At 32.0% G+C, this 12,721-nt stretch carries 13 protein-coding genes; 6 read left to right on the top strand and 7 right to left on the bottom strand.

Going from position 1 to position 12,721, the window contains the following annotated elements:
• Nucleotide 1 precedes the first annotated feature (1 nt).
• The 6 genes from PQ462_RS02210 to PQ462_RS02235 all read right to left on the bottom strand — a co-directional run bounded on the left by PQ462_RS02210 (nucleotide 2) and on the right by PQ462_RS02235 (nucleotide 6,390).
• Nucleotides 2-1,657 (bottom strand): tetratricopeptide repeat-containing sensor histidine kinase, encoded by a 1,656-nt coding sequence (locus tag PQ462_RS02210; protein ID WP_274252217.1) that lies wholly within the window; start codon nucleotides 1,655-1,657, stop codon nucleotides 2-4.
• Between the two features lie 141 nt (nucleotides 1,658-1,798).
• A complete protein-coding gene (locus PQ462_RS02215; RefSeq protein ID WP_274252218.1) occupies nucleotides 1,799-2,203 on the bottom strand; it encodes a hypothetical protein in 405 nt (134 codons plus the stop codon).
• A 225-nt stretch (nucleotides 2,204-2,428) separates the two neighbouring features.
• Nucleotides 2,429-4,573 carry a polyribonucleotide nucleotidyltransferase gene (locus PQ462_RS02220; protein WP_274252219.1) on the bottom strand — a complete coding sequence of 715 codons (2,145 nt, stop codon included), beginning with the start codon at nucleotides 4,571-4,573 and terminating at the stop codon, nucleotides 2,429-2,431.
• A 179-nt stretch (nucleotides 4,574-4,752) separates the two neighbouring features.
• Nucleotides 4,753-5,019 (bottom strand): 30S ribosomal protein S15, encoded by a 267-nt coding sequence (gene rpsO / locus PQ462_RS02225; protein WP_012023524.1) that lies wholly within the window; start codon nucleotides 5,017-5,019, stop codon nucleotides 4,753-4,755.
• 185 nt (nucleotides 5,020-5,204) lie between these two features.
• Nucleotides 5,205-5,900, bottom strand: a complete 696-nt coding sequence (locus PQ462_RS02230; protein WP_274252220.1) for a hypothetical protein — start codon at nucleotides 5,898-5,900, stop codon at nucleotides 5,205-5,207.
• 34 nt (nucleotides 5,901-5,934) lie between these two features.
• On the bottom strand, nucleotides 5,935-6,390 hold the full coding sequence (locus tag PQ462_RS02235; protein ID WP_274252221.1) for a GAF domain-containing protein: 456 nt from the start codon (nucleotides 6,388-6,390) through the stop codon (nucleotides 5,935-5,937).
• Nucleotides 6,391-6,462: 72 nt separating this feature from the next.
• Between PQ462_RS02235 and xrtF the strand changes: the two genes are divergently transcribed.
• The 6 genes from xrtF to PQ462_RS02265 all read left to right on the top strand — a co-directional run bounded on the left by xrtF (nucleotide 6,463) and on the right by PQ462_RS02265 (nucleotide 11,220).
• A complete protein-coding gene (gene xrtF, locus PQ462_RS02240; RefSeq protein ID WP_274252222.1) occupies nucleotides 6,463-6,999 on the top strand; it encodes an exosortase family protein XrtF in 537 nt (178 codons plus the stop codon).
• Nucleotides 6,989-7,435 carry an exosortase F system-associated membrane protein gene (locus tag PQ462_RS02245; protein WP_012023528.1) on the top strand — a complete coding sequence of 149 codons (447 nt, stop codon included), beginning with the start codon at nucleotides 6,989-6,991 and terminating at the stop codon, nucleotides 7,433-7,435. Before xrtF ends, PQ462_RS02245 begins: the two co-directional genes overlap by 11 nt.
• A 46-nt stretch (nucleotides 7,436-7,481) precedes the next feature.
• On the top strand, nucleotides 7,482-7,880 hold the full coding sequence (locus PQ462_RS02250) for an HYC_CC_PP family protein (protein WP_149205624.1): 399 nt from the start codon (nucleotides 7,482-7,484) through the stop codon (nucleotides 7,878-7,880).
• 110 nt (nucleotides 7,881-7,990) lie between these two features.
• Nucleotides 7,991-9,997 carry a TonB-dependent receptor plug domain-containing protein gene (locus tag PQ462_RS02255; RefSeq protein ID WP_274252223.1) on the top strand — a complete coding sequence of 669 codons (2,007 nt, stop codon included), beginning with the start codon at nucleotides 7,991-7,993 and terminating at the stop codon, nucleotides 9,995-9,997.
• Between the two features lie 69 nt (nucleotides 9,998-10,066).
• Nucleotides 10,067-10,411, top strand: coding sequence for a heavy-metal-associated domain-containing protein (locus PQ462_RS02260; RefSeq protein ID WP_012023531.1), 345 nt, complete (start codon nucleotides 10,067-10,069; stop codon nucleotides 10,409-10,411).
• A gap of 128 nt (nucleotides 10,412-10,539) precedes the next feature.
• Nucleotides 10,540-11,220: a DedA family protein gene (locus PQ462_RS02265; RefSeq protein WP_012023532.1), complete on the top strand. Its 681-nt coding sequence runs from the start codon at nucleotides 10,540-10,542 to the stop codon at nucleotides 11,218-11,220.
• Nucleotides 11,221-11,483: 263 nt separating this feature from the next.
• On the opposite strand, the gene rodA is transcribed toward PQ462_RS02265, so the two are convergent.
• Nucleotides 11,484-12,719, bottom strand: coding sequence for a rod shape-determining protein RodA (rodA, locus tag PQ462_RS02270; protein WP_121362474.1), 1,236 nt, complete (start codon nucleotides 12,717-12,719; stop codon nucleotides 11,484-11,486).
• Nucleotides 12,720-12,721 lie beyond the last annotated feature (2 nt).

A 12,721-nucleotide genomic window follows, 5' to 3' on the forward strand; every position in this document is an offset into this window, starting at 1 on the left:
TTCATTTTGTTTTTGGAAAAGTTAATATCATTTTAGTTCCTTTATTGAGTTCACTTTCTATTTCAAATGTACCGCTGTTTTTCTTAATCATCTGCTTGCATAACTGTAAACCCAAACCGGTTCCAATAATTTCTGAATTGCCTTTTTTAGCCAGTAATTCGCCTTCCTGGAGCAATTCATCGATGGTGTTTCTGCTCATTCCAATTCCTGTATCCTGAATTATGACCTGACAATAATCAGAATCGATTTCATTTGCAGAAAAGGTAATTTGTCCATTTTCTTTCGAAAATTTTATCGCATTGTCTAATAAATTTCTAAATACAATTTTTAGTGAATCAAGGTCTACAAACAAAAAGATGCTTTTTGAAACCAGATTTTCAAATGTAATGGCTTTTTCCAGTAATAAAGGTTTGTAATTGTATTCGATTTGTTGAATTACTGAATGCAGATGAATCGATTCTTTATGAAAATACAATTGCTTAGTCTGCAGTAATGCCCAATGTAATAAATTATCTAAAAGGCTGTAAGTGCCATTTGCAATACTGCTGTTTTGAACAATTAATTGATTTAATTCATCATAGTTTTTGGTTTCAAGCGTGGCAGATAATTTCGAATTACTGGATTTTAAAGCATTTACAGAGGAACGTAAATCATGGCTCACAATAGAAAATAATTGATCTTTAGTGGTATTTAATTCGTCAAGTTTGTTTTTTTGGCGTAAAATAATTTTACTGCTTTTTACTCTTTGTGCATATAAATAAACACCGCCGGTTAAAATTAATAAAAGGCCAATTGCAGAAAAAAACAAAGCATTGCGTTGCGTGTTTTTTAATTTGTTTTCGACTTGTAATACTTTGATTTCTTTTTGTTTTTGAGCTACTGTAAATTTTTTCTCAAAATCAGCAACTGCCCAAATTTTGTCCTGATTATTAATTGAGTCTTTCCATTGATCAGATTCTTTTCTATATAGTAATGCTTTTTTGTAATTGCCCCTGTTTTCTTCAACAACAGCCATATTTAGAGAAGTGTCCCATTTTTTATTAAAATCGCTTACTTTTTTTGACAATGCATATGATTTTTCAAAATAAGGAATAGCTTGATCATCTTTATATTGAAGATAATACAAATTGGCAATATTCATATATAAATTGATTAACGAAACGTTGTCATTTTCTTTCTCTTTTAAATCTTTGCTTTTAAAAAGATAAGTTTCGGCTTTTATGAAATCATTTAAATGTAAATAACTAACACCTATGTTTTGGTAAATTGCACTTATTTTAAATCCTTGTTCTTTTGCTAAAGGAAATTTTTCTATTTCATTAAAATATTCAATTGCTTTTTTGAATTCTTTTAATTCAAGTGAAATTTCTCCAAGAGTTTTATTTACTAAAGGGTAGAAAGCAAATCCTTTCGAGATTAAATTTAATTCTGATTTAGCTTCTTTAAACAACTTTTTTTTCTTGAAACTAAACCCTCTAAAATAATGACAATAATCATTTAGTTCTTTGTTAGTACTAATATTCAAATGTTTCATTGAATGGACTAAAGTAGAATCCCAATTATTTGTTTGAAAATAATATTGAGCATCCTTAAAATGTAACTCTTTATTGAAGGCTAAAGCTTTTTTTTTGCTTTCAATATTCAACAAAGAATTCACTGTTTGATTTTGAGAATAAAAAAAAACAGGGTAAAAAAAAAGCAATAAAAAAATATAAAAAGTAATTTTATGCATCTTTAAATTAAGGTTAAAAACATCATTTCTAATTTAATAGTAAATGATGTTTTTTAGTTATAGGTCTTATTCGTCAACTCCTGTTCTGGTTCCTCTAGAGGTTTCAGGATCAACATTTCTAAGATAAGTGATAACATTTTTTACCTGAGTTACGTCTGTAGAGTAGTAATCTATTTCGATATACCAAACATCACAAGTTTCGGGTGTATCTTCGGTATAGTCATAATCAAAGAAAACTTCAAGTGAAGAATCTTTTAAAGTAGGAACTGATACGATTGGTTTTTGAACGAATTCTGAGTTTATATATAAAGTAACTCTGATTTTTAATGTTGGCAGACCTCCAGGGCTGATGAAGTTTTCAACTGAAGCTAAAGGAGGAAGGGGATGCTGAAGATGTTTAGTGTCTTTAAAAACAAATGCTTTACTGTTGATTTTGGTGTTTTGGATAACTTTGTAACGTGTTAAGTCCATAGATAAGGTTTTTAGGGTTAATAATTTTATTTTTGGAGGTCTAAAGATATTTCATTTCTTTAAAAAAATGTAAGTTTCATCCTGTTTTTTTATAATTTTTACATTTTCTTTATCAAAGAATGTGTAATATTAAGATTACGCTATGATTTGGAAAACGAAAAACCCCAACTCAAATGCATGAGCTGGGGTTTTCTATGAATAAACCTTTAGTAAACTAAGATCTGATTACTCTTTTTTGTCCTCACGCGGAGGTCTTGGAACAAGTGCTTTTTTAGACACTTTTTCTTTTTTAGTTTTAGGGTCAACTCCTAAGTATTTTACTTCGAAAATATCTCCCATTTTAACTACATCAGCAACGTTCTCAGTACGTTCCCAAGCTAATTCAGACACGTGAAGCAATACCTCGTTTCCTGGTGCAGCAGTATATTCTACAACAGCTCCAAAATCAAGCATCTTAATTACTTTTACTTCGTAAGCTTCTCCAACCTGCGGTTTGAAAGTTAATGCATCAATTTTAGCTAATACAGTTTTGATACCTTCTGGATCAGTTCCTAAGATTTCAACTACACCTTGCTCATCAACTTCGTTAATTACGATAGTAGTTCCTGTAGCTTTTTGTAATTCCTGAATTACTTTTCCACCAGGTCCAATTAATGCTCCAATGAAGTTTCCAGGAATAGTTCTGGTAATAATTTTTGGTGCATGAGCTTTAACATCTGCTCTTGGCGCTGCGATAGTTTCAGTTAATTTACCTAAAATGTGTAAACGTCCATCACGAGCCTGAGCTAAAGCTTGTTCCATGATGTCATAACGTAAACCATCAATTTTGATGTCCATTTGACAAGCTGTGATACCGTCAGCAGTTCCTGTTACTTTAAAGTCCATATCTCCTAAGTGATCTTCGTCTCCTAAGATATCAGACAATACAGCAAATTTCTCACCGTCAGTAATTAATCCCATAGCAATACCAGAAACCGGTTTTACCATTTGAACTCCAGCATCCATCAAAGCCATTGTTCCGGCACAAACTGTTGCCATAGAAGAAGAACCGTTAGATTCTAAAACCTCAGAAACAACACGAATTGTATAAGGACAATCTGCAGGAATCATATTTTTTAAAGCTCTTTGAGCTAAGTTACCGTGACCAACTTCTCTTCTTGAAGTTCCTCTTAATGGCTTTGCTTCACCAGTAGAGAAAGGAGGGAAGTTATAGTGTAAGTAGAATTTTTCTTCACCTTGTTCAGATGGAGAATCGATTTGGTTAGCTTCTCTGGAAGTTCCTAAAGTTACTGTAGCCAAAGCCTGAGTTTCTCCACGTGTAAATAAAGAAGAACCGTGTACAGATGGTAAGTAATCAGTTTCACACCAGATTGGTCTGATTTCTGTAGTTTTTCTACCATCTAAACGAATTCCTTTTTCAAGAATTACGTTACGAACAGCTTCTTTGTTTGTTTTGTAGAAATATTTTCCAACTAAACCTGCAAGATCTGCATTTTCAGCATATTCTTCTTCTGTAAATAAAGCTTTTGCTTCTTCTTTTACAGCTGCAAATTTTTCACCTCTTTCTGCTTTTCCAGAAGCTTCTTGTGCAATTGCATAACATTTATCGTAAGCAGCAGCTTTTACTTTAGCATAAACAGCTTCGTCTTCAACTTCACCTTCATAAGTTCTGTATTCTTGAGAGCTAAGTTTTGCTCTTAATTTTTGCTGAGCATGAATTTGAACTTTAATAGCTTCGTGTGCAAATTTAATAGCCTCGATCATTTCAGCTTCTGAGATTTCTTTCATCTCACCTTCAACCATTGCAACAGAATCCAGAGAAGCACCGATCATCATATCGATATCAGATTTTTCTAATTCAGTTCTGCTTGGGTTGATTACTAATTTTCCGTCGATACGTGCAACACGTACTTCAGAGATTAAGTTGTAAAATGGAATGTCTGAAACTGCTAATGCTGCAGATGCTGCTAAACCAGCTAATGCATCTGGCATAACATTGTCATCATGAGACATTAATTGAATCATAACCTGAGTTTCGGCGTGGTAATCGTCTGGGAAAAGCGGACGTAAAACACGGTCAACTAATCTCATTGTTAATACTTCGCTGTCGCTAGGTCTAGCTTCTCTTTTGAAAAATCCTCCTGGGAAACGTCCTGCAGCAGCAAATTTTTCACGGTAATCTACCGTTAATGGTAAAAAGTCAACACCTGGGTTAGATGTTCTTGCAGAAACTGCAGTTGCTAAAAGCATACAGTTTCCTAAACGTACAACAACTGAACCATCGGCTTGTTTTGCTAATTTACCAGTCTCGATTGAGATGCTTCTTCCATCTCCTAAATCGATAATTTCTTGTGAAACTTGTGGAATCATAAATTTTTCCTTTTTGATTATACAATGGGTTTTAGTTGTGTTGTAGTTGTTGTTGTGTGTAGTTGTTGTTATCTAAAACCCAATGAAAAACCAAACTTTTTTTCTTGTAACGTGCTTGTTATAAACAGCTGTAATGTAAAAACAAAAAGAGGCACTTTCGCACCTCTTTTCTATATTGATTATTTTCTGATATTCAATACTTTGATAATCTCACGATATCTGTTGATATCTTTCTTTTTCAAGTAGTCCAACAAAGCTCTTCTTTTACCTACTAATAGTACAAGAGAACGCTCAGTGTTGTAATCGTGACGATTTTTTTTCAAGTGTTCAGTTAAGTGAGAAATTCTGTAAGTGAACAATGCGATTTGACCTTCAGCTTTACCAGTGTTTTTTGCATCACCGTGTTGTGCGAAGATTTCTTCTTTCTTTTCTTTAGTTAAATACATTCCAATATTGTTTTAATGATTTTTATGTATGTCATACAACTTTTGTAAGACGGGTGCAAAATTAGATTAAAAAAACAGAAAAATCAAAAAAAAATAAAAGAATCTAAAAATAAGACCTAAGAAATTCTTTTTTAATGATTTAGACGCGTCTTTTTCTATAAAAAACAAAGCAGATTTTGATATAATTACTTTAGTTTTTGGGCTTTTTTTCCGTTTTGTTTCTCGTTTAAAGATGAATAAGTCAATTGTATGTTGTTTTCATCTGTACTTACGCCAGAGATTAAGATTCCTTTGTCGTAATTGTCAACAAATGTGATTTTTCTCAAACTATCGCTTCCTTCCCATGCGCCTTGTTTCAATCCGTCTTTAATAATGCCTTTTTGTGTTATGAATTTATCTGTTTCTTCAAACTCACCGTTTCCATCTGTTACAGTCTGATTTTTGTTTTCATCCCAGCAATTAAGAATCAAGGTCTGCTGCTTTTTTGTTTTAGAATCCCAAAGGTTCTGTTTTTCGCACTTTTTACTCTGATTTTCATACCATGTAATCTCTTTGCCATTTTTATGGTCGTCAGTATAATTAATAACAGATTCTTTTGCTCCGTTTTTATAATAACAAATAAACTCGCCGTCTTTCTTCAAAATATCACGATCGAGAGTAGCACCTGTCATTTTTTTTCGGCCGTTTTTATAAAAATCTGTTACAACATAGCGTATGCTTTTTTGAGAATAATTTGTAATTACTCTTGTGTAACTGTAATTATCGGGTGTGCATTCACGATTCAATGAGTCTAAAAAGATTTTTTTAGACATCATGCTAATTTGTGCAGACAGATTAACTGAAAGTATCAGAAGCAAAAAGATAAAGATGTTTCTTTTCATTCAGTTCTATTTTTTTATCTTAAAAATAGTTCTTCTAGAATAATTTAGCAACTTCTTGATTCACAAATTCTAAAAATCTTTCGTCAGCTTCTGTAAAAGGGTCGATAACATGGCTGTCAATATCAATTTGCCCAATGTTTACTCCATTTACAAATAAAGGAACAACGATTTCAGATTTAACGGTTAAACTGCAGGCAATATAGTTGTCTTGAGCTTTTACGTCTGGCACTACAAAATTTGAATTGCTTTCTGCAACCTGACCGCAGATTCCTTTTCCAAAAGGAATAACTGTATGATCTGTTTCGGCACCCACATAAGGACCTAAATGAAGTGTTTTGTTTTCGTGGTTGGCAAAATAAAATCCTACCCAGTTGTAATATTCTACATTCTCGTTTAAAAGCTGGCAGACAGCTAATAGTTTTTCGTCTCTAACTTTATTATTGTCAGATATTATAGCGCTTATTTTTGGTTGTAATTCTTGAAATGTCATGATTTGAAAATTTTATACAAAAGTATTTAAAGCTAAACTCAAAAAATACATAAATTTGAAAAAAAAAATCTGTTGAGAAAATATCTAGTTCAATTCAAGCCGTTTTTAATTTTTATAGGTACTTTTTTTGCTGCTTATATAATCCTTACGGTTGTATATAAATTTTATTTGAACAGCCTTAGGCCAGATGAAGTAGATGCGGTAACTAATTGGGTTGGTCATAATGTAGAGCAGCTGCTTTTGATGTTCAATTATGATATTAAAATTCAGCAGGGTTTTGCTTCTCCGTGGTTAGAAGTTTGGTTTAATAATAAATATGGCGTTCGTATAGTTGAAGGCTGTAATGCCGTAAGCGTTATTATTTTATTTATTTCATTTGTACTCGCTTTTTCGGGTAAGTTAAAAGTTACGCTGCTTTATATCTTGTTCGGAATAGTTTTTATATACATTTTAAATGTAGCTCGTATAGCATTGTTAACTGTTTTGTTGTTTCATTATCCTGAAAAATCACATCTTTTACACGGTGTTTTATTCCCGTTGATTATTTACGGGTCTGTATTTATTTTATGGGTTTTCTGGGTTAATAAATTTTCAAAATATGCTAAATAGAATAGTAGAGCAAAAGAAGAAAATTTTTATTTCCATAATTATTATCTTCTGTTTTGGCTTAATTAGAGCTTTTGAAAAATCATTGTTTTATGATCCCTTTTTGGTGTATTTTGAATCTACTTTCAAAGGTCTGCCATTGCCGGATGTTGATTTGTTTAAGCTCTTTTATAATCTGCTGTTTCGTTTTGCGCTTAACACAATCCTGTCACTTGTTTTAATTTACACACTTTTTAAGGACAAAGGAATTCTAAATTTCAGTGCTTTTTTATACCTCTTTTTTGGATTAATACTTTTTATAATGTTTTTTATAATTCTAAGATATTTTCCAGAAAACAGTTGGCTTCTTTTTTATGTCCGACGTTTTATAATCCAGCCTATATTTGTGCTTTTATTTATTCCTGCATTTTATTATCAATTTCAAAATTTAAAAAAATAACATTTTATTAGATTTTTATTCAAACCATTTTAGGTATTTTTGCCGTATGAGTATAAAGAAATGTACAGTTCTATTTTTAGCTTTCCTCCTGTTGGTTTCCAACACAGGATTTGCTTTTGATGTACATTACTGCGGCGGAAAAATTGCCTCGGTTTCTTTAAATACTTCTGCCTCGGCATCTCCTGAAAAAAAATGCTGCGGGGATAAAGAAGGAAAATCATCTTGTTGTAAAGACAAAGTTGTTCACCTTGAAAAAAAATCAGATGATGCAACTTTTAAGATTTTCTTTTTTCAATTAGCCTTTCCTGCCGTAATTCAGGAATACAAGCCAATTGCGTTTTTGTCTGTTCCAAATTTCAAAAACAATCAAATCATTTCGTATTATTCTGATGCGAATGCGCCCCCGCTGTTCAAATTATACAATCAATACATTTTTTATTCCTGATTTTAATATTTAGAATCAAGCTGTCTTTGCATGGCTTACAATTTATTGTTTAAAGTTTCTAAGTTTCGAAACTTTAAATGTCATTTCTAAATACTATTAAAATCTTTTTTATGCAAAAAAATATCATGCTTTTTGTGGTGTTTTTGCTTTCGATTTCTGTGTTTTCTCAGGAAGATTTAGAGGAAGTAAAAATCACCAAAAAGCAAAAAGGAATTAAAAAATCTTACACGCTTACTTCAAATACATCTCTAATTACCAGTAAAGAACTTTTAAAAGCTGCTTGTTGTAATCTGGCAGAAAGCTTCGAAACAAATCCATCAATTGATGTTAATTTTTCTGATGCTTTAACAGGAACAAAGCAAATTAAAATGCTTGGGCTGACGAGTCCGTATTTAATGATTACCGAGGAAAATATTCCTTCGGTTCGCGGCGCATCTCAGGCTTATGGTTTATCTTTTACACCCGGAACCTGGATCGAAAGTGTACAGATTACAAAAGGTGCGGGAAGTGTTATTAATGGCTATGAAAGTATTTCGGGACAAATAAATACCGAGCTTTTAAAACCATTAAGTGATATTCCGTTTTTTTTAAATGCCTATGGTTCTACCGATTCCAGATTTGAGCTGAATACCCATTTCAATAAAAAACTGTCTGATAAATGGGCAACAAGTTTGTTTGTACATGGTAATGCGCGCGTGGCAAAAAATGATATGAACCATGATGGATTCTTGGATAATCCGCTGGGAAAACAAATAAACGTTTTAAACCGTTATCAATATTATGATCCCGAAAGTGGTTTGGTAAGTTTTATCAATTTCAGATATATGAATGATAAAAAACAAACCGGAGAAGTAGATTTTGATAAAGACCGTGACCGCGGTACAACAAATCATTGGGGATCTGAAATTAATACAGAACGTTTTGATGTTTCAACAAAAATTGGTTACGTTTTTAAAGATATGCCCTATCAAAGTATTGGCTTTCAAAATGCCTTTAATAGTCATAAACAAGATTCGTATTTTGGTTTGAATTTATATGATATTAAACAGAATAGTTTTTATTCTAATTTAATTTTTAATTCGATTATCAATAATACCATGCATAAATTCACAACTGGTTTGAACTTTTCATACGATCAATATCAGGAATTTGTGAATGCTGATGATTACAGCCGAATCGATAATTCGGTTGGAGCATTTTTTGAATATACTTATGACAATACAGATAACTTTAGTATTATTTTAGGCGGAAGAGTCGATAATCATAACCGATTAGGCTTTTTTGCGACACCTCGTCTGCATGTGCGATACAATCCATGGAAAAATGGAGTACTTCGTTTTTCTGCCGGAAGAGGAAAACGTTCGGCTAATATTTTTGCAGAAAACCAACAGCTTTTGGCAAGTTCTAGAACGTTCTCAATTTTGGATAAGAATGGAAAAATCTACGGCTTAAATCCTGAAATTGCCTGGAATTACGGAATCAGTTTTTCGCAGAAATTTAAAATTTTCAATAAAAATGCTGAAGCAGGATTTGATCTATACAGAACCGATTTTCAAAATCAGGCGATTGTTGATATAATGCAGAGTCCGCAGGATGTTTTGTTTTATAATTTAAAAGGAAGTTCTTTCGCAAATAGTCTTCAGGTTGAGTTTAATTATGAACTTATTCATAATTTAAATTTAAGAACAGCTTATAAATATTACGACATCCAGACTGATTATTTAAGAGGAACTTTTCAGCGTCCGCTTCAGGCAAAACATCGTTTTCTTGGAAATTTAGAGTATGAAACGACTTTAAAAAACGATAAACAATGGAAGTTTGATTATACTTTTAACTGGTCGGGAAAACAGCAATTGCCTTATACAGCTTCGAATCCGGCAGAAGATCAGTTTCCTGATTTTTCACCTTCTTATGCTGTTATGAATGCACAGGTTACAAGAGTTTTTTCACCTGTTTTTGAAGTATATGCAGGCGGAGAAAACATTGGAAATTATAAGCAGCAAAAAGCAATACTTGGGGCAAATGATCCTTTTGGGCCAAATTTTGATGCCTCTGTAGCATATGCGCCAATTTTTGGGCAGATGTATTATGCAGGATTACGATTTAAGATAAAATAACGGATCAATAACAATATCAATAACAATAACAATATCAATAATAAATTTATAACACTAAATAATAGACAAATGAAAAATTTGATTTTAATCGCAATGATTACTTTTTTAGGATTTTCGGCTCAGGCCCAAACTAAAAAGAATAAAAATTTAAAATATACTACTGAAGTAAACGGAAACTGTGAACAATGTAAAAAACGTATAGAAAAAGCTGCATATGGTGTTCCGGGTGTAAAAACAGCATCTTGGGATATCAGTTCGCATCAATTGGCTGTAATTTTAAATGAAGAGAAATCTTCGCCAAAAGATTTAAATCTGGCAATTGCAAAGGCTGGGCATGATACTAAAGATGCTAAAGCAACAGATGCCGATTATGAAAATTTGCATTCTTGCTGTAAGTACGAAAGAGAAAAATAATTTTTTAAGCCCGAGTTCGTAACTCGGGCTTTTTTAATAGTTAATTTATCTTTAAAATATGGGTTTTAATTGTGGTTAAAGCAAATTATTGTTAATTTCACGAACTTATAAATAAACCAAATACATTTATGACTAAGTTTGATTGGACCCAGTTAATAAACCCTGAATTTTACATAACTTTAAGTATCGGAGGTTTTGAAATTGGGCTGTTTATTGTTCTGTTTATTGTTTTTGCAGAAACAGGACTTTTTGCAGGTTTTTTTCTACCAGGAGATAGTTTGCTTTTCTTAGCTGGTATTTACAGCCGCGATTTAATTCAAAATGTAGTTTATATCCCAGGTGATTTTATAAATGTGTTTTTGCTTTCGACTGCTGTTGCTATTATGGGAGTTTTAGGAAATATGACAGGCTACTGGTTTGGAGCAAAAAGCGGTTATTATTTATTTAAAAAAGAAGATACATTCTGGTTTAAGAAAAAATATCTTTTACAGTCAAAAGATTTCTTTGAAAAATATGGCGGAAAAGCAATTATATATGCGCGTTTCCTTCCAATTTTTAGAACTTTCGCTCCAATTATTGCAGGGATTGTTTCAATGGACAAAAAGAAATTTATGTTTTTCAATATCCTGAGTTCTTTCTTGTGGTCATTTATCTTAATTTTTGCCGGACATTATTTATACGGAGTGTTCTTAAAACAAGGGATTGATTTAAAACACCACATAGAATATATCATTATTATAATTGTTATTATATCAACTTTCCCGGTTCTTCTAAAACTTTTAAAGAAGAAACCAGTTGAAAAAATATAATTTACTATAAAAGGCTAAAAAGTCCGAAGTTCTAAACTTCGGACTTTTTTTATGTCTATTGTTGTCTTTTGAATTTTGATTTAATATATGTCTCGGCGGTTTCAACTGCTGGCAATATTTATGAAATACATTGAGTTTGAAATGCAGAATAATAAAAAGAGAAAAGCTTCAACTCAGTTTTTTAAAAATCTGAATTGAAGCTTTTTTTAAATTATTTATATAGTTGGAATTCGGAATTTAAAAAATTGAATATTTAAAAACCTTTACCATTCATTTACTTTATTAGCATCCATTTTTAAGAAGATAAACAGCAAAATAGTGAATCCCCAAAGTCCGGAACCTCCATAAGAAAAGAAGGGCAGAGGCACTCCAATTGTTGGGAAAATTCCAATTACCATGGCAATATTTACAAAGAAGTGTATAAATAAAATTCCGGCAACACAGTAGCCGTAAACCCGGCTGAATTTGGTTTTTTGCCTTTCAGCTAAATAAATTACTCTTAAAAATAAACCTGTAAAAAGTAAAATAACAACTAATGAACCGGCAAATCCCCATTCTTCTCCAACAGTTGTAAAGATATAATCGGTATGTTGTTCAGGAACGAAACCTCCTTTGGTTTGTGTTCCTTCTAAAAATCCTTTCCCAATCCATCCTCCAGATCCAATAGCAATTTCAGATTGATTTGTATTGTATCCAATACCTTTCATATCAACTGTTTTTCCTAAAAGGATATTAAAACGGTCTCTGTGGTGTTGTTTAAAAACGTTGTCAAAAACATAATCTACAGAAAGAACAAATCCCGAAATAAGTGCTAGTAAAATGGCACTTAAAAGAATATTTCTGTCAACAGCCCTGCCTTTAAAATGTATAATAATTAATACGCCAAGTGCTATTAAGATTACTACATAAGGTTCTAATATCAGGGTTAATACAAATAATAAAATAGTAATAAAACCAGTCCACACATACCATGATGGCAGTCCTTCTCTAAATAAAACCAAAATGAAAACACTGTAAATTAAAGCACTTCCAGGATCGGGCTGAGGTAAAATAAGCATTACAGGCAGAAAGACAATCGCTAGTGCTTGTATTTGCCTGTTGGTTTCTTTTAGGTTAATTTGTGTATCACTTAAATATTTGGCTAATGCTAATGAAGTAGCGGCTTTTGCAAACTCAGAAGGCTGAAGTGTAAAACTTCCAATTGCATACCAGCATCGCTGACCTGCAATTGTTTTACCAAATAAAAACAAACCAGCCAAAGATAAAAGAGCAACACCAAAAATTATACTGGCATATTTTTCATAAAATTTTCCATCAACAAAAAGCACAACAAAAATTAATGGAATTGTACATCCAATAAAAATTAATTGTTTTTGATAGGTTCCATCAGTTGATAATAATGATGATGAGTAAATATTCAGCCACCCTAATACTACCAGCGCAATGTAGATAAAGACACTTATCCAGTCAATATTATTTTTTACACTTTGATTTTTCATTT

Origin of the sequence: Flavobacterium sp. KACC 22758 (assembly GCF_028736135.1) — a bacterium.
In the GTDB taxonomy this organism is placed as follows: Bacteria; Bacteroidota; Bacteroidia; order Flavobacteriales; family Flavobacteriaceae; genus Flavobacterium; species Flavobacterium johnsoniae.